A 22,440-nucleotide genomic window follows, 5' to 3' on the forward strand; every position below is an offset into this window, starting at 1 on the left:
GAACGAAGTCGTCGAGCTTGCGAAAGGAAAACAAACTCTCAGTGAACGTGTCGGCGCCGCGCATGATCTCCGGGGGGGCAAGTTAGGTCCTTCTATCAACGCTTCAGGCACATCCCGCGATGACCTCTGCGATCAGTATTTCAGCGGCCTGCTAAGAGGAACGCATCGGCGACGAGCCGCAGCGGACGTATATCGACATCGCTTTCCCGCTGCGCGATGAGTTCGTGAAAGCGTTCGTAAAGCGCCGGATATTCACGCTCCGCGCCGAGCGTGATGTCCTCGCCCGCAATGGACAAACGCTTGCCGCCTTCGCGAATCGACAGGCGGCCCGCATCCGTATCCACGTCGATCGCCCATTCTTCGACCGGGCCGTGACGCCAGTCGAACACCGCGCGCACCGGTGCGCCGTTTGTATCGACGCACTCCAGCTCGGCGGCGATCGGCGTCGCGGTATCGCGCGGAATGGTCAGCGTCGCCGCGCGCAATGCGATCTCGCGCGGCAGGATGCGCGTCACGATCGACAATGCATTGATGCCCGGATCGAACACGCCGAGTCCGCCCGGCTCCCAGATCCATTGCTGCCCCGGATGCCAGCGGCGCACGTCCTCTTTCCAGCGCACTTCCACTGCGCGCACGTTGCCCGCTTCCTTCGATGCGAGCCACGCGCGCGCCGGCTCCACCGCGCTCGCCGCCCGCGAATGCCAGCTTGCGAAAAGCGTGCAGCCGTTGGCCCGCGCGATCTCGTTCAGCGCTTCGACTTCACTGACGCTCGCGCCCGGCGGCTTTTCGAGCATCACGTGCTTGCCTGCTTCGAGCGCCGCGCGGGCCTGTGCGAAGCGCACTTGCGGCGGCGCGCAGAGCGACACCGCATCGAGCGATGATTCCCCCGCCAGCAGCGCGTCGATGTCCGCGTAATTGCGCACGCCATCGACGGACGCATTGCGGCTCGCGCATGCGACAAGCTCGAAGCCGGGCTGCGCGGCGATCGCCGGAAGATGCTGGTCCCGCGCGATCTTGCCGATGCCGACGACCGCGAGCGTATAACGCGTTGTCATACCGATGCTCTCCGTAGCCGGTTCAATGCGAGTGACGCGGCACTTCCGCGCCGCGCTTGCCGACGAGGAAGTCGAGATCGCAGCCTTCGTCCGCTTGCAGCACGTGATCGACGTAGAGACGCTGATAGCCGCCATCGCCCCACACTTTCGGCGGCACGTGACCTTCCATGCGGCGCGCGAGTTCCTCGTCGCTGATGTCGAGATGCAGCGTGCCTGCATCGCAATCCAGCTCGATATAGTCGCCGTCGCGCACCGCGGCAAGCGGCCCGCCCGCCGCCGCTTCGGGCGCGACATGCAGCACCACCGTGCCATACGCCGTGCCGCTCATGCGCGCATCGGAGATGCGGACCATGTCCTTCACGCCTTGACGCAAGAGCTTCGGCGGCAAGCCCATGTTGCCCACTTCGGCCATGCCCGGATAACCCTTTGGCCCGCAGTTCTTCATCACGAGCACGCAGTCCTTGTCGACGTCGAGCGTTTCATCGACGATGCGTTCCTTGTAGTGCTCGAGGTTCTCGAACACGACCGCGCGCCCGCGATGCTTGAGCAGTTCGGGACTCGCCGCCGACGGCTTCAGCACCGCGCCGCGCGGCGCGAGATTGCCGCGCAAGACGCGAATGCCGCCATCGGCGATCAGCGGATTGCTCAGTTCGCGGATCACTTCGTCGTTCGTGTTGGGCGCCGTCTTCACGTTGTCCCACAGCGTCTTGCCATTGACCGTCAGCGCGTCCGGATGCGGCAGCAGGTTCGCTTCGCCGAGGCGCCGCAGCACCGCCGGCAAGCCGCCCGCGTAATAAAACTCTTCCATCAGGAAACGGCCCGAAGGCATCAGATCGACGATGGTCGGCGTATCGCGGCCGATGCGCGTCCAGTCTTCCAGTTCCAGCGGCACGCCGATGCGCCCCGCGATCGCCTTCAGATGGATGACCGCGTTGGTCGAGCCGCCGATGGCCGCGTTGGTGCGGATTGCGTTCTCGAAGGCTTCGCGCGTCAGGATCTTCGACAGCGTCAGCCCTTCGAGCGCCATCTCCACGATGCGAATGCCGGACATGTGCGCGAGCACGTAGCGACGCGCATCGACGGCGGGAATCGCCGCGTTGTGCGGCAAGGACGTGCCGAGCGCTTCGGCCATGCACGCCATCGTCGATGCGGTGCCCATCGTGTTGCAGGTGCCCGCCGAGCGCGACATGCCCCCTTCCGCCGACAGGAACTGATGCAGGTCGATCTCGCCCGCCTTCAGCGATTCATGCAGTTGCCAGACCGCCGTGCCGGAACCGATGTTCTTGCCGTCGAGCTTGCCGTTCAACATCGGCCCGCCCGTCACGACGATGGCCGGCACATCGCAGCTTGCCGCGCCCATCAGGAGCGCGGGCGTGGTCTTGTCGCAGCCGGTGAGCAGCACCACGGCATCGATGGGATTGCCGCGAATCGCTTCTTCGACGTCCATCGCCGCGAGATTGCGCGTAAGCATCGCGGTCGGACGCAGGTTCGATTCGCCATTGGAAAACACGGGGAATTCGACAGGAAAGCCGCCGGCTTCATACACGCCGCGCTTCACGTGCTCGGCGATCTTGCGGAAGTGCGCATTGCACGGCGTCAGTTCCGACCAGGTATTGCAGATGCCGATGACCGGGCGGCCGTCGAATTCGTGATCGGGAATGCCCTGATTCTTCATCCAGCTTCGATACATGAAGCCGTTCTTGTCGGCGGTGCCGAACCATTGTTGTGAGCGCAGCTTGGGTTTCGATGCCGACATGTATCAGTCCATTTTCAGAAGTCGATTCGGCGAAGGATAGGAGAGCGCGTGATAATCTGCCAATGAAATGTTCGACCTTCCCCATATTCAAATCAGCATTCGTGCAAACCCTTAGATGTTGATGCTGAATTCAACTCCCTGGTATATCCGCAACCGGCTGAAGACGCGACAGTTGATGCTCGTCGTCGCGCTGGCGGAAGAAGGCAACATTCATCGCGCGGCCACTGCGCTGCATATGACGCAGCCCGCCGCGTCGAAGCTCCTGCGCGAACTGGAAGAGACGCTCGGTGTGACGCTCTTCGAGCGCGGGCCGCGCGGCATGCGTCCCACACTGTATGGCGATGCAATGGTCCGCCACGCGCGTGCCGTGCTCGGCAGTCTCGATCAGGCGCAAGAAGAGTTAGTCGCGTTGAAGTCAGGGCGGCTCGGGCATGTGGCGGTCGGGGCGATCACGTCGCCCGGCGTGCGGCTTCTGCCCGCGGCGGTCGCGGCTGTGAAACGCGCGCATGCGGACATCCGCGTGTCCGTCGAAATCGATGCGAGCAACGTGCTGCTCGAACGGCTTGCGCAAGAGAAACTCGACGTGGTCATCGGCCGGCTTTCGGCGGAGCATGACAAGCTCAGGCTGCGTTACGAGCCGTTGAGCGGCGAGCCGGTGCGCGCCGTCGTGCGCTCGGGGCATCCGTTGTTGAAAAGCCCGGCGCTTACGCTCGCCGATGTGCAGCCGTGCGCGTGGCTCGTGCCGCCGGCGGGCAGCGTGCTGCGGCATCGCTTCGAGTTGATGTTTCAGCGTGCGAGTCTTGCGCCGCCTTCGAACGTGGTCGAGACGGCGGCCATTCTGTTCATCACGCGCTTGCTGGAGCAAAGCGACATGATCGCGGTGCTCGCCGAGGATGTCGCGCTCTACTACGCGCGTCATGGCGTCACCGAGATGCTTCCGTTGCCGATGGATTGTCAGATGGACGACTTCGGCATCGTCACGCGGGCGGACGGCTTGCTCTCGCCCGCCGCGAACGTGATGATCGACGCCTTGCGCACGACCGCGCTCGACGTCTATCGCGACGAAGAGCGCTGACGGCCCGCTTCCGCATCGAGCAGGGCTGTCACGATCGCATACGCCGCGGCGACGCGTTCCGTGTTCGGGATGTTCCGGTTCGCCAGCATGACGATGCCAACATGCTGGCCCGGCACGAAGGCGACATACGCGCCGAAGCCGTTCGTGGATCCGGTCTTGTTGATCCACACATCGCCGCGCGGCGCTTGCGGCGGTTGCATGCGTTCGACCCGTTGCGCTTCGAGCGCCATCGCGGGCGAGTTGCCATCGAGCAAAGCCTGCAATTGCGCGGGATACGGATACTGCTCCCAGATGAGATCCTGCGTCATGGGGCCGGCGACGAAGTAGCCGGTGTGCGTCGCGATGATCGCGCGCTGCCACGTCGCGTCGATGTTCGCGGCATCGTTCATATTTGCCTGAACGAAGCGCATCATGTCCGTGACCGTCGCCTTCACGCCGTACGCTTCCGATGACAGCACGCCCGGCTTCACGCGAACCGGCGCGCCGTCCTTCGCATAACCCTGCGCGTAGTCCTTCATGCGAGCGGCGGGCACCTGAATATAGGTACTCGTCAGGCCCAGCGCGGGAAAGAGGCGCTGCTGCATGAGCGCATCGAAGTCTTGCCGCATCGTCTTTGCGGTGATCAAGCCGAGCATGCCGATGCCCGGATTCGCATACGTGCGATACGCGCCCGCCGGGTAACGCGGCTTCCACGCCTTGAAATACTGCATCAGTTGCGCGTTGTCGTGCACGTCATCGGGCACTTGCAGCGGCAGGCCGCCGGGCGTGTGCGTCGCGAGATCGAGCAGCGTGACTGTGTCGCCGAATGGCGTGCCACGCAACTCGGGAACGCGCTTGCTCACTGGATCGCTGAAGGAAAGATCGCCTTGCAGCTGAGCGTAGGACGCAAGCGTCGCGGTGAAGGTCTTGCTGACGGAGCCGAGTTCGAAGAGCGTGTCGCCCGTGACGGGCTTGCCCGTTTGCTTCGACGCCACGCCGTAAGTGAACATCTGCGTCTCACCGTTCGCGACGACGCCGACCGCCATGCCCGCGATGTCGTCGCGAGTCATGAGCGGCGTGATCGCCGTGTCGACGATATGCCGGATGGCGTCGGGAGTCGTCTGGCTGAATACCGGGAGCGCGCACGCGGAGAGAACGGCCGCTGCGAACAAGCGCAGCATGGTGGGCTTCATTGGCTGAATCCTTCGCTTGTAGTGAATGATCGACGCGAAGGATTCTATTCGACGATGCGAGGCCGGACGCCGACCGATCGACGCATGCGCGGCTTTACCTGCGCCGCCGCACCGCCGACAAGTCATCCACCACCGGCACCGATGAGAACAGCAGCAGGAGCACGGCGAGCGGCACCGTCGCCATGAAGCCGAGATGCGCGAAGCCGAGCGCGCCCGCGAAACCGCCCGCCACGAACATGCCGAGCAGCGAACCGAGCAGCGCGAGGCGCGCATGATTCGCGCGCACATACCGCGCGTCGCCGCGCGATACGCCACGGTTCCAGTAAAGAATCTTGCCCAGTTCGATGCCGATATCCGTCACCAGCCCCGTCACGTGCGTGGTCCGGATTTCCGCCTTCGATATCTTCGTGATCATCGCGTTCTGCAAGCCCATCACGAAGCAAAGAAGCGCGACCGTCGCCGGCACGTCCCACACGCGATGCGTCTCAAGGTTCGCGCCGAGCACGCCGAACGCGAGCAGCAGACACGCTTCGAGCAACAGCGGTGTCGCGAACACGCTCTGCGCGGCGCGCTGCCGTCCCCAGTTGATGAGCAGCGCCGACGTCGCCGCGCCCGCCAGAAACGCGAGCACCGCGCCGATCGCGGAGAACGCGAACGCCATCTGGCCGAGCACGAGGTGATCCGCCACCGACGACACCAGCCCCGACATATGCGACGTGTATTGCCCGACGGCCAGAAAGCCGCCCGCGTTGGCCGCGCCCGCAACGAACGCGAGCGCGCGGCCCAGCCGGCGATTGGCGGAGTCGGTGCGGCTCGGCGAGGTCAGGTCCCTGAGGTAACTGATCGGCATGGCTGGCCCGGCGGATGGTCGAATCGGCAAGATAGCACGACATATTTCCCGAGCGCCGCGCGTCGCCGAACGCAGGGCGAACATACTCGGGAAACCCCGAATCGTTAGCACGCTAACGAATGAAACAGCCGCTATAATCCCGGCCCATGACTTCCCTCGATCTCCTGCGCCGTTCGGTCAGCAGTACGCTCGTACTGGCAGCGCGCCGCTGGCGGCGCACGAGCCACGGCGTGCTCGCTTCATACGGCGTATCGGAGGCGTGCGCGGTGCCCCTGCTCGCCGCGCACCGGCTCGGGCAAGCGGTGCGGCAGGTCGCGCTGGCCGAGCATATCGGCATCGAAGGACCATCGCTCGTCCGTCTGCTGGATCAACTGTGCGCCGCCGGCCTCGTGCGGCGCGACGAAGATCCCGAGGACAAGCGCGCCAAGACCATCTCGCTCACCGATGAAGGCCGTGCCGTCACCGCGCGCATGGAAGAGCGGCTCGTCTCGTTGCGCGAACGGCTTTTGAAGGACGTCAGCCGCGAAGACCTCGAAACGACCCTGCGCGTGCTCAGCGTGTTCAATGCATCGGTCGATGCGACCAGCGGCAGGCGCGACACCCCCGCACCATGAATTTTCCGTCCGCACGCGAATGGCTGTTTTCCACGCGGACCTTCGCAGCCGCGATGATTGCGCTTTACATTGCGCTTGCACTCGAATTGCCGCGTCCTTACTGGGCGATGGCCACCTGCTATATCGTCTCCAACCCGTTCGTCGGCGCGACGCGCTCGAAGGCGCTGTATCGCGCGCTCGGCACCGTGATCGGCGCGGCGGGCGCGGTGGTGATCGTGCCGTCCTTCGTCGAATCGCCGATCTTCTTTAGCGTGCTGGTCGCGTTATGGACGGGCACGCTGCTGCTCCTCTCGATGTTCGACCGCACCGCGCGCAGCTATGTCTTCCTGCTTGCGGGCTATACGTTGCCGCTGATCGCGCTGCCCGCCGTCACGAATCCGACTGCCGTATTCGATCTCGCGATCTCGCGCACCGAAGAGATCACGCTCGGCATCGTCGTGGCGAGCATCGTCGGGACGGTGTTCTTTCCGAGCCGTCTTGCGCCGACGCTCATCGAGCGCACCGACGCCTGGTTCCGCGACGCCGCCTTCTATGCGAGCGAAACGCTCTCGGGCCGCCTCGCCGGCGCGCAGATTTCGGCGGCGCGCCAGAGGCTCGCGGCCACGGTCAACGGCCTCGAGGTGCTGCTGAGCCAGTTGACCTACGATCACACGCGCCCCGATATCGTGCGGCGCGCGCGGGCGTTGCAGGGGCGCATGCAGATTTTCCTGCCGCTGATTTCATCGCTTGCCGATCCGCTCATCGAAATCATCGTCAGGCGCGGCACGCATCCGGAAGGCCTCGAAGCGCTGCTCGCCGATGTCGCGAGATGGATCTCGCTGCCCGCCCCGAAAGAACACGATCCCGCCGAAACGGACCGCGAACCCGACGCGTTCCGCGAGCGCATCGCGGCGATGCGGCCGTCCGCTGAAGCCCTCGCGAGCGAAGACGGGGCGCTGTTCTCGAGCGCGCTGTGGCGGCTCGGTCAGGTCGTCGACGTATGGCGCGACATCCGCACGCTGCGCGCCGCAATCCTGCACGAGGAGCATCGCTGGCGTCCGCGCTTCCGTCACTGGCGGCTCGGCGGCACGGCGCGTTTCTTCGACCTCGGCATGATGCTGTTTTCGACGGCGGTCGCGGTCGGCGCGATCATCGTCGCGTGCGTGCTGTGGATCCAGTCCGGCTGGGCGGATGGCGCGAGCGGCGTGGCGCTTGCCGCGGTGGCGTGCTGCTTCTTCGCCGCGCTCGACGAGCCCGCGCCGCAAGTGTTCACGTTCTTTCTCGCGACCTGCATCAGCGTGGCGCTGGCCGGGCTGTACGTGTTCGCGGTGCTGCCTCACGTGCATGACTTTCCGATGCTCGTCGTGATCTTCTCGGTGCCGTTTCTCATCATCGGCACGCTGATTCCGCGCCCGCGCTTCACGCTCATCACCATGCTCGTCGCGGTGAATACGGCGACGTTCCTCAGCATCCAGAGCGCCTACGAAGCCGATATCTTCGTCTTTCTGAACAGCAATCTGGCGGGCCTTGCCGGACTGCTCTTCGCGTTCGTCTGGACGCGCGTCACGCGGCCCTTCGGCTCCGAACTCGCGGTCGCGCGCCTCACGCGTTCGGCGTGGCGCGATATCGTCGTCAGCGCATCGACGGCGACGATTTCCGATCAGCGCGATCTTTACTCGCGCATGCTCGACCGCCTGATGCAAGTGCTGCCGCGCCACGCGAGCACGGACTCGCACAAGCATCCGTCGATCGAGAGCTTTCGCGACTTCCGCGTGGCGCTGAATGCACTCGATCTGCGGCGCGCGCGCCGCAAGCTCACGGCCGACGTGCAAGCGTCCATCGACGACGTGCTCGCGGGCGTGCGCGCGTACTTTCAGGAATGCATCGACCGGCGCGACCGTCTGCCCGTGCCGCCCGCGCTCGTGCGGACCATCGATGCCGCCGTCGCGCGCGTCGCGGCTCATACCATCGAAGAGGCCGGCAAGCATGCGCAAGCCGCGCTGCCGGGTGAACGCCTCTTGCGCGATACGCTGCACGCGCTGATCGGCGTTCGTCTGTCGCTGCATCCGCCGGCGACCGAAACGCAGGCCAATACGAACGCACGCGGCGACGCGCCAAGGGAAGAGCCCGCATGATGATCGCGCAACTACTCTCGTCATTGAACTTTCACGCATGATCGGCGAAATCGACATTCTCGGCGTGTTCGTGCCCGCCGTGCTCGTGCTGATGTTCATCGCCTATCTGCTGAATCTGGCGATCCGCACCGTGCTCGCCCGCGTGGGCTTCTATCGCTTCGTGTGGCATCGCTCCGTTTTCGATCTCGGCATCTATGTACTGGTGCTGGGGCTTGTCGTCGTCGTTTCGCACCGGCTCATCACGTGAAAAAAACCTGGTTCTCAGTCGGGCAGATACTGCTCACGCTCATCGTCGTCGCCATTGCAGCCGTCGTGCTGTGGAAGCTGGTCGATTACTACATGTTCGCGCCGTGGACGCGCGATGGCCACGTCCGCGCGGATGTCATCCAGGTTGCGCCCGACGTGTCAGGTCTCATCACCGAAGTGAAGGTCGCGGACAACCAGCAGGTCAAACGCGGCGACGTGCTCTTCGTGATCGATCAGGCGCGCTATGCGCTCGCGCTGCGCAACGCCGAAGCGAACGCGCAGCAGCGCCGCGCGACGCTCGATCAGGCGCGCCGCGAAGACGCGCGCAACCGTTCGCTCGGCAATCTCGTCGCGCGTGAAATAGTGGAAGAGACGCAGTCGCGCGTTCAGCAGGCCACCGCCGCGCTCACCGATGCGCAGGTCGCGATCGACACCGCGCGTCTCAACCTGCAGCGCACGGAAGTGCTGAGTCCCGTCGATGGCTATCTGAACGATCGCGCGCCGCGTGCAGGCGAATTCGTAGCGGCGGGACGCGCGGTGCTGTCGGTGGTCGATCTGCATTCGTTCCGCGTCGATGGCTATTTCGAAGAGACCAAGCTGCATGGCATCGACATCGGCCAGCCGGTCGACATCAAGGTGATGGGCGAGCCGAACATTCTGCGCGGTCATGTGCAGAGCATCGTCGCGGCAATTGAAGACCGCGATCGTCAGCAAAGCCCGAGTCTCTTGCCGAACGTGAACCCCGCGTTCAGCTGGGTGCGGCTCGCGCAGCGCATTCCGGTGCGCGTCACGCTCGATGAAATTCCCGCCGATTTCCGCATGATCGCGGGCCGCACCGCGACGGTGTCGGTGCGCGGCATCGGTCCCGCGGTCGGGCGTCGCGCGCCGGCGGGCAACGTGCCCGCATCCGCGACGGCGCCCGCATCGCCGCTGCCGGCGCATGTTCCCGCTGGCGCGGCTGCTTCGGGCGCATCGCAATGAAAGGCATTGCACGCATGACGACGCCACGCCTCGGCCTCACGCTGCTTGCGTCGATGCTCGCACTCGGCGGCTGCATGACCGTAGGCCCCGATTACAAGCTGCCCGAAGGCGCGGCGGTCAACGCGCCGTATGTGAACGCGCCGATCGAAGGCGCCGCCGATGCGCCCGTCACGCAAGGCACGGCGCCCTCGAAATGGTGGCGTCTCTACGACGACCCCGCGCTCGACGAGCTCGTCAGCGAAGCGCTCATATCGAACGCGGACCTGCGTGTGGCCGCAGCCAATCTCGCCCGCTCGCGCGCCGAAGTCGAATTCGCAAACCGGCAAGGCGGCTTTTCGAGCAAGAGTTCGGTCGCGTTCCAGCGCGCGCAGGAATCGGCGGAACAGTACTTGTTGACCGAGAAGCTGCCGGTCGTGAACGAAGGTGCGCTCGAACTGAGCGTGTCGTATGAGTTCGACCTGTTCGGCAAGCTGAAGCGCGGTATCGAAGCCGCCGTCGCCGACGATGAAGCCGTCGAAGCCGCCTCCGATCTCGCGCGCATCACGGTGGTCGCCGATGTCGTGCGCGCCTATGTCGAATCGTGCTCGGCGGCGGAAGAGCTGTCCATCGCGCAGAAGTCGCTGGAATTGCAGCGCGAGCGCGTGAGACTGACCACGCGGCTGCGCAATGCGGGGCGCGGCAATCAGTCCGAAGTCACGCGCGGACAGACGCAGTCCGAGACGCTCGCCGCCGATATCCCGCGATACGTCGCCCGCCGACGCGTGGCGCAGTATCGCCTGGCGATGCTGCTCGCGCGTGCGCCTTCCGCGCTGCCGCCCGCCGCGCTCGCATGCAACAGACTGCCGAAGCTGCGCCAGCCGATTCCCGTCGGCGATGGCGCCGCGCTGCTCAAACGCCGCCCCGATGTGCGGCAGGCCGAGCGGCAACTGGCGGCATCGACGGCGCGCATCGGCGTGGCGACGGCGGCGCTGTATCCGTCGGTGAGCTTCGGCGCGTCGGTGGGATCGGTCGGTATCGCGCAAGACCTGCTGGGCGCGACGACGAACCGCTGGGCGTTCGGACCGCTCATCAACTGGAACTTCCCGATCAACGGCCAGCGCGCACGCGTGCAGCAGGCGGAGGCGGCATCGGGCGGCGCGCTCGCGCATTTCGACGGCGTCGTGCTGAACGCGCTGCGTGAAACGCAAAGCAATCTCGCCACCTATGCTTCCGATACGACCCGCGCCGATAACCTGCGCACGGCGTACCGTTCTGCGGTGCAATCGGCGGACGAGACGCACCGACTGTATTCGGCGGGACGCGAATCGTTTATCGCCGACCTCGATGCGACGCGCACGCTGACCAGCGTCGCCGCGCAAGTGGCGGCGGCGGAAGGTCAGGTCGCGGTGGATCAGGTCAACCTGTTCCTTGCACTGGGCGGCGGCTGGGAGCGTGACGAAGACGTGGCGCAAGCCAAAGGAAAGTGATCGGCTCAGGCCACGAGCTTGCGAATCACCGACTCGAGCGATTCATTGCCCTTGATGATCTCGTCGCGCGGCTTCTCGAAGTCGATCCATCCTTCGTTGAAGCCGTCGAGCATGCGGATGCGCGGCATCGGATGCCGCATGCCTTGCTGCTCGAACAACGCCTGCCAGGTGTCGCGCGGCACCGCTTGTGCGCGCACCGGCTTGCCGAGCACCGTCGCGAACGCACGAGCGATATCGTCAGGGCTCACGCGCTTCGGCCCTTCCAGCTCGATGATGCGATGTCCCTGCCACGCTTCCTGTAGCAGCTTCGCGGCGGCTTTACCGATATCGACGGTCGCAATCATCGGAATGGCGCGATCCAGCGGTTGCAGAAACGAATGGACGATGCCCTCGTCGCGCGCCGATTGCACGTCCCACGCGCTGTTTTCCATGAACCAGCCGGGGCGCAGAAACGTGACAGGAATCGGCTGACTTGCGAGCGCCTCCTGAAGCAAGGTGTGCTGCGTCAACAGGTTCTCTTGCGCGGCCTGCGCGCCGATGGTCGACAGACACACGATCCTGCGCGGCTTTGCACGCCTGACCGCCGCGACGATTGCATCGATGACTTCGCGCGTTTCCGGAAAACCCGGCGCGGGATCGAACTCGGGCGGCAGCAGGATAAAGACGCCGTGCGCGCCTTCGAAGGCTTGCGCGAGGGTGTCGGCATCGGTCATCGTGGCGACGGCGACTTCGCAGCCGCGTGCGCGCCACGCATCGCCCTTTCTCGCATCGCGCACGACGGCGCGCACGCGTTGTCCCGCTTCGAGCAATGCATTGGCGAGCGCCCCGCCGACTTGTCCGGTGATTCCTGTGATGGCGTACATCGTCTGATTCCTCCGTATGCAGAAGCCTCGCATCGTAGGACAACGCCATCGTTCAACCGATGCCGCACGCGTCACTTCATTGATGACACGTGGTCACGAATGACGATTCAGTTCGTGCAGGATGCTTGCGGCGGCCCGCGCCGCGACCTCGCATCCCAGCACGATATGCGCTTGCTCCGTATCTTCGATGAAGTCGTGACTGACGCCGCCGATGCTCGGCACGAACAGCATGCAAGCCGGCAAATGATGCGCAATGACCTGCGCATCGTGCGATGCGCCGCTCGGCATGCGCTCCCATTGACCGGGCGCGAGCGCTTCGGCTGCATCGGCGAGATGGGTCTGCAATGCGCTGTTCATCACGACGGGTTGCTCGGGCGGTTCGCTCGTCGCAATTTCCACGTGCACGCCGTTTTCTGCGTTGAACGCGTCGATCAGCGTGGCGAGCGCGCGTTCCATCGCATCGAGCCGCGCGGGATCGGCGTCGCGGAATTGCAGGCACATGTCCGCCCGTCCGGGCACGACGCTGAACGAACTCGGATCGAGTTCGATGCGGCCGACGGTCCATACCGTATCCGCATCGGCGAGTTGTTTGAACGCGTCGTCCATGCGCACGATGAACGCGACGAGCGCCGCGCCCGCATCGCGGCGGATAGCCATCGGCGTCGTGCCCGCGTGATTGCGCTGGCCGGTGAAGCGCAGCGCAAGCTCGCGTATGCCGACGATCGTCGTCACCACGCCGAGCGACTTGCCGCCCGCCTCCAGCCGCCCGCCCTGTTCGATATGCGGCTCGAGATACGCCTTGTGCCGCGCCTCGTCGATGCGAACGCGCGGTGCGTTTGCGATGCCCGCTTGCGCGAGCGCATCGGCGAGTAATACGCCTTCGCGATTGCGCGCTTGGCGGATCGCTTCATCGACGTTATCGCCGACGAAGCTGCGGCTGCCGAGAAAGCCGGAGAACGTGCCTTCCTCGTCGATCCACGAAGCGACATCGACGGCGAGATGTTTGGTCTCTTCGCATTCGGCGAGCGCGCGTGCGATTTCGATGCCGTAGATCACGCCCAATGCGCCATCGAGCCAGCCGCCTGTCGGTTGCGTGTCGGTGTGCGAGCCGATCAGCAGCGCGGGCCCGGCGTTGCGCGAGCGGCCGAACACGGTGCCGACGCCATCGATGGAGGCATCAAGGCCCGCATCGCGCATACGGTCGACGAGCCAGCGGCGCGCGGTCATGTCCGCGGCTGATAACGACAGGCGCACGACGCCGGGGCCGGTGGCTCCGAAGGTGCGCAGGTGGCTGAGGTCGTTCAGCAGGCGGGTGGGGTTGATTTTGAGCATGGCGGTTAGTGGTGGGCTGGCAGATGAGTAGCTTACATGTGCAGCATATGGAGAGGCGTCGGTAACCGCGAAAACGAAAAAAAGCCCCGAAAGATCGGGGCTTTTCGCGGGTCAACACCACTTCTCTCGCTTCAGGTCACCGGTGCCGGATTGAACAATACGAGCGCGTTATGCAGCTTCAGCGCCTCGGCCTTCGTCTGCTTCTTCCCGCTCGCGATATCCAGCATCAGCCGGAACAGCTCCCAGCCCACATCGCCAATCGTCGCTTCGCCGGTCGCGATGGTGCCCGCGTTCACATCCATCAGATCGTGCCAGCGGCGCGCCAGATCGGAACGGGTCGCCACCTTGATGACCGGCACTTCCGCGAGACTATACGGCGTGCCGCGCCCGGTCGTGAACACGTGAAGGTTGATGCCCGCCGCCAGTTGCAGCGTGCCGCAGATGAAATCGCTCGCAGGCGTCGCAGCATAGATCAAGCCCTTCTGCTTGACCTTCTCTCCCGGCGACAGCACGCCCGAAATCGTCGACGAACCCGACTTCACGATCGACCCCATCGCCTTCTCGACGATGTTGGACAACCCGCCCTTCTTGTTGCCCGGCGTCGTATTCGCGCTGCGATCCGCGCCGCCCCGCTTCAAATAATCGTCGTACCACTGCATCTCGCGGATGATCGCCGCCGCCACTTCGCCATTCGCGGCTCGCGCGGTGAGCTGCGCGACGCCATCGCGCACTTCCGTCACTTCCGAGAACATGACCGTCGCGCCCGCGCGCACCAGCAAATCGGTCGCGAAGCCGACCGCCGGGTTCGCGGTCAGACCGGAAAACGCATCGCTGCCGCCGCACTGCACGCCGACAACCAGATCCGACGCGGGGCACGTCTCCCGGCGGCGATTGTTCAGCCGCTTCAGGTGCGTTTCCGCCATGCGCATGATGGAATCGATCATCGACTGGAAGCCGACGTGCACCTCGTCCTGCAAGACGACCGCCGCGCCGTTGTCCTCGCTCTCCATGTCGCCGATATCCGCGATCGCGTCATCCACGGCGGCCGCAGCGATCGGGATCGTGCCCGGCGGCATCAGGCGCTCGGGCTGCAGCTTCTCGCAGCCGAGGCTCACCATCATCACTTCGCCGCCGAAGTTCGGATTCAGTGCGATGTTGCGCACCGTGCGGATCGGCACCATCGCGTCGGGCGCTTCGATAGCGACGCCGCAGCCGTATGTGTGACCGAGGCTCACGACATCGTCGACATTCGGGTAGCGCGGCAACAGCTCCGCCTTGATGCGGTCGACCGCGTGCTGCACGACATCCGCGACGCATTGCACGGTCGTCGTGATCGCGAGGATATTGCGGGTGCCGACCGTGCCGTCCGCATTCCGATACCCCTCGAACGTGAAGCCTTCGAGCGGCGACGTGTCGGGCGCCTGGATGGTCGCGATCGGCAAGTCATGAAGCTCGGGCGGCGTCGGCATCCGCAGCACGTGCTCGTTGATCCAGCTACCCTTCGGCAGCGGCTTGAGCGCATAGCCGATCACCACGTTGTAGCGGATGACCGCATCGCCTTCCGCGAGGTCCTTCAGCGCGACCTTGTGGCCTTGCGGCACGCGCTCGCGCAGCACGAGGCCATCGGAGAACGTTGCGCCTTCCCCGAGGCCGCCGTCGTTCACGACGATCGCCACGTTGTCTTCGGGATGCACGCGAATATAAAGCGGGGGCTGATTCATTCTGATGGTCCTTGGCGCCATTGAGCCGACTTCTGGAGTTATGTCATCCTACAACATAACAGTCAGCCGTTCCTCGGTATTTACCCTTCATTCTACAGCGACACTCACGTTTACGCTTGTTCGGCAAGACGCGATGTTGTACGATGACCTATAAGCGCTGCATCTGCCGCACGCTCCTCACTGAGACAACAAACCATGACGACACCGCAAGAACTCAAGCAAATCGTTTCCGAAGGCCTGCTTTCGTTCCCCGTGACCGACTTCGACGCGCAGGGCAACTTCCGCGCCGATACCTACGCGGAGCGCCTCGAATGGCTCGCTCCTTATGGCGCGTCGGCGCTCTTCGTGGCGGGCGGCACGGGCGAGTTCTTTTCGCTGACGCAACCTGAATATTCGCAGATCGTGCGCACGGCGACCGAAGTGTGCCGTGGCAAGGTGCCGATTCTCGCGGGCGCGGGCGGCCCGACGCGCACCGCGATCGCCTTTGCGCAGGAAGCCGAGAAGAACGGCGCGCAAGGCATTTTGCTGATGCCGCATTACCTGACCGAAGCATCGCAGGAAGGCATCGCGGCGCACGCCGAAGAAGTCTGCAAAGCCGTGCCGAAGATGGGCGTCATCATCTATAACCGCGCCAATTCGAAGCTCAATGCCGACATGCTCGAGCGCCTCGCCGACCGCTGCCCGAACCTGATCGGCTTCAAGGACGGCGTGGGTGAAATCGAAGCGATGGTCACCATCCGCCGCCGCCTCGGCGACCGCTTCTCGTACCTCGGCGGCCTGCCGACGGCGGAAGTCTACGCCGCCGCCTACAAGGCGCTCGGCGTGCCGGTGTATTCGTCGGCGGTCTTCAACTTCATCCCGAAGACGGCGATGGACTTCTATCGCGCGATCGCCGCGAACGATCACGAAACCACCGGCAAGCTGGTCGACGAATTCTTCCTGCCGTACCTTGCCATCCGCAACCGCCGCGCAGGCTATGCGGTGAGCATCGTCAAGGCGGGCGCGAAGCTCGTCGGTCACGACGCAGGCCCGGTGCGCGCGCCGCTCATCGATCTGACCGAAGAAGAGATGGGCCAGCTCGACGCGCTCATCAAGAAGCTCGGCTCGCAATAAGCGGCGGGCACTGCAACGGGCACGCAGACAGTCACGCGCGCCCGCATCGAAAAGGGCCGCTCGTGCGGCCCTTCGTGCATGAAGCACCGGAGACGAGGAGAAGTTCATGTCGATGAGCCGCGCCGCCCATCCCGCCGACGTCATGAAGCGCACGAAAGTGCGTTACGTCATTCTGTTGCTGATCTTCGCGATCACGACATTCAATTACGCGGACCGCGCCACGTTGTCGGTGACGGGCGCGGCCATGCGCGCGGAGTTCGGCTTCGACGCCATCCGCATGGGTTATATCTTCTCGGCCTTTAGTTGGGCATACGTACTATCTCAGGTCCCGGCGGGCTGGCTGCTCGACCGCTTCGGCGCGCGCCGCGTCTATGCGGCCAGCATTTTCCTGTGGTCGCTGTTCACGCTGCTGCAAAGTGCGATTGGCCTGCTCGGCAGCGCAGCGGCGGCAGTCACCGCGTTGTTCGTGCTGCGCTTCATGATGGGCGCAGCTGAAGCGCCGGCCTTCCCCGCCAATGCGAAGGTCGTCGCGAGCTGGTTCCCGACGAAGGAACGCGGCACGGCATCGGCCATTTTTAATTCGGCGCAATACTTCGCGGCTGTCGTGTTCACGCCGCTGATGGCGTGGCTCACACATGCGTTCGGCTGGCATCACGTGTATATCGTGATGGGCGTCGCGGGCCTGATGCTCGCCATCATCTGGCTTTCGGTGATGAAGAACCCCGCCGATCATCCGCGCGTCAATCGCAATGAACTCGAGTACATCGAGCAAGGCGGCGGCCTCGTGCGGGGACATCAGCGTGAGCGCGGTTCAGGCAGCGCCGATAAGGGCAGCCCGGTCGGCTGGCCGGTCGTGAAGCAACTGCTCACGAATCGCATGCTGCTAGGCGTGTATCTCGCGCAGTACTGCATCAACGTGCTGACGTACTTCTTCCTGACGTGGTTCCCGATCTACCTCGTCCAGGCGCGCCACATGACGATTCTGCAAGCGGGACTCGTCGCGTCGCTGCCCGCCATCTGCGGCTTCACGGGCGGCGTGCTCGGCGGCGTGCTCTCCGATTCGCTCGTTCGACGCGGCCATTCCCTGACCGTCGCGCGCAAGGCGCCGATTGTCGGCGGCATGCTGCTGTCGTCGTGCATCATTGGCTGCAACTATGTGAACACGGACTGGATCGTGGTTGCGCTGATGTCGCTCGCGTTCTTCGGCAAGGGCATCGGCGCGCTGGGCTGGGCCGTGGTCGCGGATACCTCGCCGAAAGAAGCCATCGGCCTGTCGGGCTCGATCTTCAACATGTTCGGCAATGTCGCCGGCATCGTGACGCCGATCGTGATCGGCTATCTCGTCGCGACGACGGGATCGTTCAACGGAGCGCTCGCGTTCGTCGGCGTCAACGCGCTGATCACCGTATTCAGCTATCTCGTGATCGTGAAGAAGATCGAGCGGGTGCAGTTGCAATAGCGCGTTCTGAATTGCTATTCGAAGGCGGCCAGCGCGGGCCGCCTCTTTTTTGCCGATGCTCAGGCCGCGGCGATCACATCCATTTTCAACGCCTCACCGCCCGCAACGATATCCAGCAGGCGATCGACATTCGGATGCGCCCCCGGACGATTGCGCGCATCCGCCGTATGTTCGGCGAACACCGCGAGGCCGTGTTCGGCGGCCTTGGCATCCAGCGTGCCGAACGCCTGCTTCAGATAGTGATAGACGGCCAGCGAGCCCTGCTTGCCAGGCTTGTTTTCGATGCTGGCGGCCACCGCGCCTTTGCCATCGATGAGATCGATACGCTCGATGCCGTCGATGGAAGGCAATTGAGCGAGGTTGTCCTTGAATACGTTGCCGGGCTGAATCATGAAGCACACTCCGCGTTGATGAGTCGACTATCGAGGCGGCGTATCTTAAACGATCAGAAGATGTGCATCATGCCGACATACGCGCCCGTCTGCGATTCGCCGGCCAGCGGACTCGTACTGACATCGGCATTGCGCGGCGTCGCGAACACCGAGAACGTGCCGTTCGCGCTGTTGCGCACGTAGGCCACGGTGCCGTAGAGAAAGGTGCGCTTCGTGAAGTTGTAGGTGGTGCCGAGCGCATAGAGCGTCGCGTGGCTCGCGGGATCATGCGATGCATCGCCCGCGCCCTCGCCTACATGAATATAGAAGCCCGCTGCCGTGACGGCCCATTGCGGCGTCGCCTGATACGTCGCGCCGAGCCAGTAGTGATCGGCGCTATCGGCCACGCCTGCTGGCGAATCGGGCGCGGCGTAGTGCGTATAAGCGGCCTGCACCTTGAACTTGTCCACCTTGAGATTCGCGCCGACGAAGTACTCGCGCGACGACGAGAAGATATTGCTGAGCCGCCCGTTCTGATCGCGCAGTTCGTCGTAGATGCCGCGCACGTCGAGAAGCGGCGAATGATACGTCAGCATGATGCCCTCGGACCTGCCGAATTCGCCGGGCGCGCCGCTGTTGAACGCGCCGGGCTGATTGCCGAAGGCATACTGCCCTTGCACGTCGAAGCCATGAAACACGGGGCTGTGATACTCGACGTTGTTGCTCGTCTGCTGCCAGTTTCGCCCTCGCACGAGCGATGCCGACGACACCGCTTCCTGCACGAACGGATCGAATTCCCACACGCCGTCGCTATCGATGAAAAGATTGCGGCCCGCCTGAATCTGGCCCCACGTCTTCGAATTCAGACCGGCATAGGCCCGCCGCGAGAACATGCGATCGCCGCCTGTTCTCCCGTTCATGATCTGCAGCGCCGTCTCCAGGGTGAAGACGGCGCTCATGCCGCCGCCCAGGTCTTCGACGCCCTTGAGCCCCCACATGCTCGTGCCCCAGTCGCCCCCTTCGGCGCTCCATCGCGTCGAATTGCCGCCCGCGCCATTGGCGACATGATTCAGATATTCGATGCCGCCATCGACACGGCCATACATCGTGACGCTGGATTGCGCCCATGCGGTCGATGCGAAAAGAAGGAGGCCTGCCGCGTGGCTGACAGCCGCGATGGTGGTTTTCATGGGCGTGGTCGTGATGAGATTTCGTCGCGCACGACCATAGCACTATCTCGCGAAACTGGCTGATATCGGCCCGCAGCAAAAAAGCGGGCGGCATACGGCCCGAAAGCCGCATGCCGCCCGCAAGGTTCGCTACGTCTCGTCGATGCTTAACGCTGCGAGATGGTCGCGGTGTTCTTCGCACCGCTTTGCGAAACGATCGCCGTGTTGCCCGCGCCGACCTGCGTCACCGAACCCACGTTGCCGTAGCCCGACTGACCGATGTACGCGTTGTTGCCCGTGCCCGATTGCAGAGCCGTCGCGCTGTTGCCGAAGCCGACTTGCGTCAGCAGCAGTTCTTCGTCCTTACCCGACTGCGTCGCGTTGGCCACGTTCAGATCGCCGAGTTGCACCGACAGCAGCGACGATTCGACCGCCGCTTGCTGCGTCAGATTCGCGGTGTTCTTGGAGCCGCTCTGGAAAGAGGTCAGCACGTTGCGGCCGCCGTTCTGCTGCGTGAGCGTGGCTTCGTTGGTGCTGCCGTATTGCGTCACCGACGTGTGGTCGTTCGACTCGTTGTACTGGTTCACGTAGGTCTTGTTGTACAGCGGGCCGCTCTGAACGATGGTCGTCGTTTCGTTGACGGCATTGCCCTGGTTCACTTGCGCGAAGTTCGGTGCATAGGCGCCGCTCTGCTCGATGGTCGTCTTGTTGCCGCTGCCGTTGCCCGAGAACACCTTCGCCAGTGCCGAGCCGTCCTGCTTGATCGAAACGGTATCGCCCAGTTCGCTTTGCTGGCCGACATACGCATCTGTGCCGCCGCCCGTTTGCGTGATGGTGGTCTTGTTCAGGCCGCCGCCGGTGGTCTCGACATTCGCGATGCCGTGGTCGCCGGTCTGCGAGATCTGCACGTTATTGCCGAACGTCCACGTCTGCGTGACGGTGGCGCTGCCGCCGTCGAGCCGGGCGAAGCCCTTGCCCTGGCCTTGATCGATGCTCACCGTATTGCCGGCCGCGTTCGTCTGCGTGATCTTCGCGGTATTGTTCGTGCCGTTCTGGCGGATGCTGTCGTTGTCGCCGGCCGATGCCGTTTGCGTGACGTTGGCCGTCGAGTTGCTCCCCGTCTGCGTGATGCTCGTGCGCTCGCTCAGTGCGCGATCTTGCGTCACGTTGGCGACGAGGCCGGAGTCACCGCCGAATGCGCCGTTTTGCGCGATGTCCGTGCGGTTGGAGGCGCCGTCCTTCGAGGTCACCGTGGCCTTCGTGCCGTTGCCGCCTTGCAGCACGCTCACGCGGTCGCCAGTCGACGATTGCTGGTCGACGGTCGCCTTGTTCGATTCGCCGAATTGCGAAACCGTCGCCGATTCATTGGCCGAGAAACCTGCCGCAAATACCGAGCCCGATGCGAGCGCCGCCAGACCCATAGCGATGATAGATGCCTTGACTTTCATTTTTATAGCCTCGTGGTTTATGTTTTGAGTGACTTCTCTGCTTGACGGAGTTCAGCCCCTGCCGCGCTCCGGCCTCATCGACCTGCACCTTCTTTACTGCGGTCTCCTCGCGCCATGGCATCACGCCCTGGCGGAAAAACGTTGCTACTTCATAAGAACCGACGCCCTGGCGCCGTTGCCGTTCTGCATGACTTGCAGCGTCGCGCCGTAGCGACTCTGCAAGATGGCGACCTCGTTGTTGACCCCGAGTTGCGTCACTTGCGACGACATCGACGAGCCGATCTGCGTCACCGTCGCTGCGTTATTGCTGCCGTTCTGCACGGCGATGGAACGGTTGGCGACGCCCGCCTGCACGCCTTCGTACTGGTTGCCGCTGCCGGTCTGCGCAAGCGCCGTCCAGTTGCCATTGCCGCCCTGCGCGATCGCAGCCGCGTTCGCGACGCCCGCCTGATTCGCCATCAGGCCATTCGCGCCGGCCTGCACCCCAACCATGCGATTGCCCGCGCCGGCTTGCGAAACACGCGCCCACTGCGCGCCGCCGTTGAAGCCCGGCTCCGATGGCCCGAAGTCCGATACCGGCGACAGATCCGCTGCGAACACCGCGAGCGACAGGCTCACGACCGCGAAAACCGCCGCACACAACGCAACCTTCGATGCGCGCCAGGGCGCAACCGGCTGGTTCATTCTCGTCTCCTTGTTCATGTTCAACCGCCGAGCGTCTTGGGCGGATCGACTTTCACCGGGCTATACGGCGGATTCACGTCTTCCATCGTCGCGACATAACCCTGGTTCTCTTGCAGATACCGCTGCATCGTCGGGTCGTACCAGTCCTTCATGTCCTTGAGCGACCAGCTCTGATTCGCGACGCCCTGCACGATCAGATGTACGAGCGCGGATTCGATCGCTTCGTTCACGCACAACTGCTGCGGCTCGTTGCGCGTCATGCCGAGCTCGGCCTGCAACAGATCCTTGAAGCCGATGAAGCGGTACACGCCCGTATCGACCTGAACGGAATAGATGGTCTTCGTGGTCGATACGCTGTTGAGAATCGTGCCGTTGCGGATATCTACCGCCCGCAGGTTCACCGTGACCTGATCCACGCGATACTGCTGCGACGCGCTGATGCCCAGATACGCGACGCCCGCGCCGCCCGTCCTGATGTTCGAGTCATAGCCGACGATGCCGCCTTCCAGCACGATGCTCGCGGGAGCCAGCGCGCCGATCTGCGGAATGGAACCGGCGCGATTTTTGTCGTCCGGCGTTTCGAGCGCCCGCATGATCTTGCGTTCGGTCAGCAGGTCCTGAAGGTTCTCGCGCTCGACCGGCGTGAACCAGCCGGAATCGCGCATCGCCTTCACAAGAAATGACGCCCCGCCTTGCGTGACTTGTGAGGAAAACGAACTATCCGGCGATGGCTTGTATTGGCCGGTCAGATCGCGAAAGCCGTACACCGCCGCGATGATCCTGCCCTTCGGCGGCGGCAGATGGGTGAGATCGCGCGTGACGCGTGTCGGCGGCGTCAGCGTCGCATTGCCGGACGATGGCATCGGCGCGGTAACGCAGCCGGTGAGCAGCATCGCGCCGATGACGGCGGCCGCAAGCGCCGCGGATTTGAAAGCATTCGTGTTCATTGCA

General features: G+C 64.2%; 20 protein-coding genes. 8 read left to right on the forward strand and 12 right to left on the reverse strand.

Annotation, left to right across the window (positions count from 1 at the left end; translation table 11 throughout):
* Positions 1–140: 140 nt before the first annotated feature.
* Positions 141–1,055, reverse strand: coding sequence for a Gfo/Idh/MocA family protein (locus AB6804_RS24720; RefSeq protein ID WP_370888684.1), 915 nt, complete (start codon positions 1,053–1,055; stop codon positions 141–143).
* 22 nt (positions 1,056–1,077) lie between these two features.
* Entirely contained in the window at positions 1,078–2,811 is a 1,734-nt protein-coding gene (locus AB6804_RS24725) for an IlvD/Edd family dehydratase (RefSeq protein ID WP_370888685.1), read from the reverse strand.
* Between the two features lie 121 nt (positions 2,812–2,932).
* Here AB6804_RS24725 and AB6804_RS24730 point away from each other — a divergent pair, with 121 nt between their 5' ends.
* Positions 2,933–3,886 carry a LysR substrate-binding domain-containing protein gene (locus AB6804_RS24730; RefSeq protein ID WP_370888686.1) on the forward strand — a complete coding sequence of 318 codons (954 nt, stop codon included), beginning with the start codon at positions 2,933–2,935 and terminating at the stop codon, positions 3,884–3,886.
* Here the strand turns inward: AB6804_RS24730 and ampC are convergent.
* Positions 3,865–5,058 (reverse strand): class C beta-lactamase, encoded by a 1,194-nt coding sequence (ampC, locus tag AB6804_RS24735; RefSeq protein ID WP_370888687.1) that lies wholly within the window; start codon positions 5,056–5,058, stop codon positions 3,865–3,867. The genes AB6804_RS24730 and ampC overlap by 22 nt on opposite strands.
* Before the next feature lie 94 nt (positions 5,059–5,152).
* Positions 5,153–5,908 (reverse strand): YoaK family protein, encoded by a 756-nt coding sequence (locus AB6804_RS24740; protein ID WP_370888688.1) that lies wholly within the window; start codon positions 5,906–5,908, stop codon positions 5,153–5,155.
* Between the two features lie 146 nt (positions 5,909–6,054).
* On the opposite strand from AB6804_RS24740, the gene AB6804_RS24745 reads away from it, so the two are divergent.
* The 5 genes from AB6804_RS24745 to AB6804_RS24765 are packed head-to-tail and all read left to right on the forward strand — an operon-like array spanning position 6,055 to position 11,329.
* Complete coding sequence (locus AB6804_RS24745) at positions 6,055–6,522, forward strand: MarR family winged helix-turn-helix transcriptional regulator (protein ID WP_370888689.1); 468 nt, start codon at positions 6,055–6,057, stop codon at positions 6,520–6,522.
* Entirely contained in the window at positions 6,519–8,636 is a 2,118-nt protein-coding gene (locus AB6804_RS24750; RefSeq protein ID WP_370888690.1) for an FUSC family protein, read from the forward strand. Before AB6804_RS24745 ends, AB6804_RS24750 begins: the two co-directional genes overlap by 4 nt.
* Positions 8,637–8,673: 37 nt before the next feature.
* Positions 8,674–8,883, forward strand: a complete 210-nt coding sequence (locus tag AB6804_RS24755; protein ID WP_244795947.1) for a DUF1656 domain-containing protein — start codon at positions 8,674–8,676, stop codon at positions 8,881–8,883.
* The gene (locus tag AB6804_RS24760; protein ID WP_370888691.1) at positions 8,880–9,863 is read left to right on the forward strand and encodes an efflux RND transporter periplasmic adaptor subunit; all 984 of its coding nucleotides are present in this window, start codon (positions 8,880–8,882) and stop codon (positions 9,861–9,863) included. Before AB6804_RS24755 ends, AB6804_RS24760 begins: the two co-directional genes overlap by 4 nt.
* A 14-nt stretch (positions 9,864–9,877) precedes the next feature.
* A complete protein-coding gene (locus AB6804_RS24765; protein WP_370888692.1) occupies positions 9,878–11,329 on the forward strand; it encodes an efflux transporter outer membrane subunit in 1,452 nt (483 codons plus the stop codon).
* Between the two features lie 5 nt (positions 11,330–11,334).
* Here AB6804_RS24765 and AB6804_RS24770 read toward each other — a convergent pair whose 3' ends face one another.
* The 3 genes from AB6804_RS24770 to garD all read right to left on the reverse strand — a co-directional run bounded on the left by AB6804_RS24770 (position 11,335) and on the right by garD (position 15,245).
* Positions 11,335–12,192, reverse strand: a complete 858-nt coding sequence (locus AB6804_RS24770) for an NmrA family NAD(P)-binding protein (RefSeq protein ID WP_370888693.1) — start codon at positions 12,190–12,192, stop codon at positions 11,335–11,337.
* A 93-nt stretch (positions 12,193–12,285) separates the two neighbouring features.
* Entirely contained in the window at positions 12,286–13,524 is a 1,239-nt protein-coding gene (locus AB6804_RS24775; protein ID WP_370888694.1) for a Zn-dependent hydrolase, read from the reverse strand.
* Positions 13,525–13,655: 131 nt separating this feature from the next.
* A complete protein-coding gene (gene garD / locus AB6804_RS24780) occupies positions 13,656–15,245 on the reverse strand; it encodes a galactarate dehydratase (RefSeq protein ID WP_370888695.1) in 1,590 nt (529 codons plus the stop codon).
* Positions 15,246–15,440: 195 nt separating this feature from the next.
* Here garD and kdgD point away from each other — a divergent pair, with 195 nt between their 5' ends.
* Both kdgD and AB6804_RS24790 read left to right on the forward strand, forming a co-directional pair.
* Complete coding sequence (gene kdgD / locus AB6804_RS24785; protein ID WP_370888696.1) at positions 15,441–16,358, forward strand: 5-dehydro-4-deoxyglucarate dehydratase; 918 nt, start codon at positions 15,441–15,443, stop codon at positions 16,356–16,358.
* A gap of 106 nt (positions 16,359–16,464) precedes the next feature.
* Complete coding sequence (locus AB6804_RS24790) at positions 16,465–17,817, forward strand: MFS transporter (RefSeq protein WP_370888697.1); 1,353 nt, start codon at positions 16,465–16,467, stop codon at positions 17,815–17,817.
* Positions 17,818–17,876: 59 nt separating this feature from the next.
* Here AB6804_RS24790 and AB6804_RS24795 read toward each other — a convergent pair whose 3' ends face one another.
* The 5 genes from AB6804_RS24795 to AB6804_RS24815 form a co-directional block, all read right to left on the reverse strand.
* Positions 17,877–18,209 carry a DUF2322 family protein gene (locus AB6804_RS24795; RefSeq protein ID WP_370888698.1) on the reverse strand — a complete coding sequence of 111 codons (333 nt, stop codon included), beginning with the start codon at positions 18,207–18,209 and terminating at the stop codon, positions 17,877–17,879.
* Between the two features lie 53 nt (positions 18,210–18,262).
* Entirely contained in the window at positions 18,263–19,378 is a 1,116-nt protein-coding gene (locus AB6804_RS24800; RefSeq protein ID WP_052005595.1) for a porin, read from the reverse strand.
* Positions 19,379–19,524: 146 nt separating this feature from the next.
* A complete protein-coding gene (locus AB6804_RS24805) occupies positions 19,525–20,805 on the reverse strand; it encodes a hypothetical protein (RefSeq protein ID WP_370888699.1) in 1,281 nt (426 codons plus the stop codon).
* Positions 20,806–20,949: 144 nt separating this feature from the next.
* Positions 20,950–21,489: a hypothetical protein gene (locus AB6804_RS24810; RefSeq protein ID WP_370888700.1), complete on the reverse strand. Its 540-nt coding sequence runs from the start codon at positions 21,487–21,489 to the stop codon at positions 20,950–20,952.
* A gap of 20 nt (positions 21,490–21,509) precedes the next feature.
* A complete protein-coding gene (locus AB6804_RS24815; protein WP_370888701.1) occupies positions 21,510–22,436 on the reverse strand; it encodes a CsgG/HfaB family protein in 927 nt (308 codons plus the stop codon).
* Between the last annotated feature and the right edge of the window lie 4 nt (positions 22,437–22,440).

This window comes from Caballeronia sp. RCC_10 (assembly GCF_041360715.1).
In the GTDB taxonomy this organism is placed as follows: Bacteria; Pseudomonadota; Gammaproteobacteria; order Burkholderiales; family Burkholderiaceae; genus Caballeronia; species Caballeronia grimmiae.

Bases quoted from the DNA above. Each gene is read 5' to 3' on its own strand.
- AB6804_RS24720 (WP_370888684.1), bottom strand. From the start codon at position 1,055: ATGACAACGCGTTATACGCTCGCGGTCGTCGGCATCGGCAAGATCGCG.
- AB6804_RS24725 (WP_370888685.1), bottom strand. From the start codon at position 2,811: ATGTCGGCATCGAAACCCAAGCTGCGCTCACAACAATGGTTCGGCACC.
- AB6804_RS24730 (WP_370888686.1), top strand. From the start codon at position 2,933: ATGCTGAATTCAACTCCCTGGTATATCCGCAACCGGCTGAAGACGCGA.
- ampC (WP_370888687.1), bottom strand. From the start codon at position 5,058: ATGAAGCCCACCATGCTGCGCTTGTTCGCAGCGGCCGTTCTCTCCGCG.
- AB6804_RS24740 (WP_370888688.1), bottom strand. From the start codon at position 5,908: ATGCCGATCAGTTACCTCAGGGACCTGACCTCGCCGAGCCGCACCGAC.
- AB6804_RS24745 (WP_370888689.1), top strand. From the start codon at position 6,055: ATGACTTCCCTCGATCTCCTGCGCCGTTCGGTCAGCAGTACGCTCGTA.
- AB6804_RS24750 (WP_370888690.1), top strand. From the start codon at position 6,519: ATGAATTTTCCGTCCGCACGCGAATGGCTGTTTTCCACGCGGACCTTC.
- AB6804_RS24755 (WP_244795947.1), top strand. From the start codon at position 8,674: ATGATCGGCGAAATCGACATTCTCGGCGTGTTCGTGCCCGCCGTGCTC.
- AB6804_RS24765 (WP_370888692.1), top strand. From the start codon at position 9,878: ATGACGACGCCACGCCTCGGCCTCACGCTGCTTGCGTCGATGCTCGCA.
- AB6804_RS24770 (WP_370888693.1), bottom strand. From the start codon at position 12,192: ATGTACGCCATCACAGGAATCACCGGACAAGTCGGCGGGGCGCTCGCC.
- AB6804_RS24775 (WP_370888694.1), bottom strand. From the start codon at position 13,524: ATGCTCAAAATCAACCCCACCCGCCTGCTGAACGACCTCAGCCACCTG.
- garD (WP_370888695.1), bottom strand. From the start codon at position 15,245: ATGAATCAGCCCCCGCTTTATATTCGCGTGCATCCCGAAGACAACGTG.
- kdgD (WP_370888696.1), top strand. From the start codon at position 15,441: ATGACGACACCGCAAGAACTCAAGCAAATCGTTTCCGAAGGCCTGCTT.
- AB6804_RS24790 (WP_370888697.1), top strand. From the start codon at position 16,465: ATGTCGATGAGCCGCGCCGCCCATCCCGCCGACGTCATGAAGCGCACG.
- AB6804_RS24795 (WP_370888698.1), bottom strand. From the start codon at position 18,209: ATGATTCAGCCCGGCAACGTATTCAAGGACAACCTCGCTCAATTGCCT.
- AB6804_RS24800 (WP_052005595.1), bottom strand. From the start codon at position 19,378: ATGAAAACCACCATCGCGGCTGTCAGCCACGCGGCAGGCCTCCTTCTT.
- AB6804_RS24805 (WP_370888699.1), bottom strand. From the start codon at position 20,805: ATGAAAGTCAAGGCATCTATCATCGCTATGGGTCTGGCGGCGCTCGCA.
- AB6804_RS24810 (WP_370888700.1), bottom strand. From the start codon at position 21,489: ATGAACCAGCCGGTTGCGCCCTGGCGCGCATCGAAGGTTGCGTTGTGT.
- AB6804_RS24815 (WP_370888701.1), bottom strand. From the start codon at position 22,436: ATGAACACGAATGCTTTCAAATCCGCGGCGCTTGCGGCCGCCGTCATC.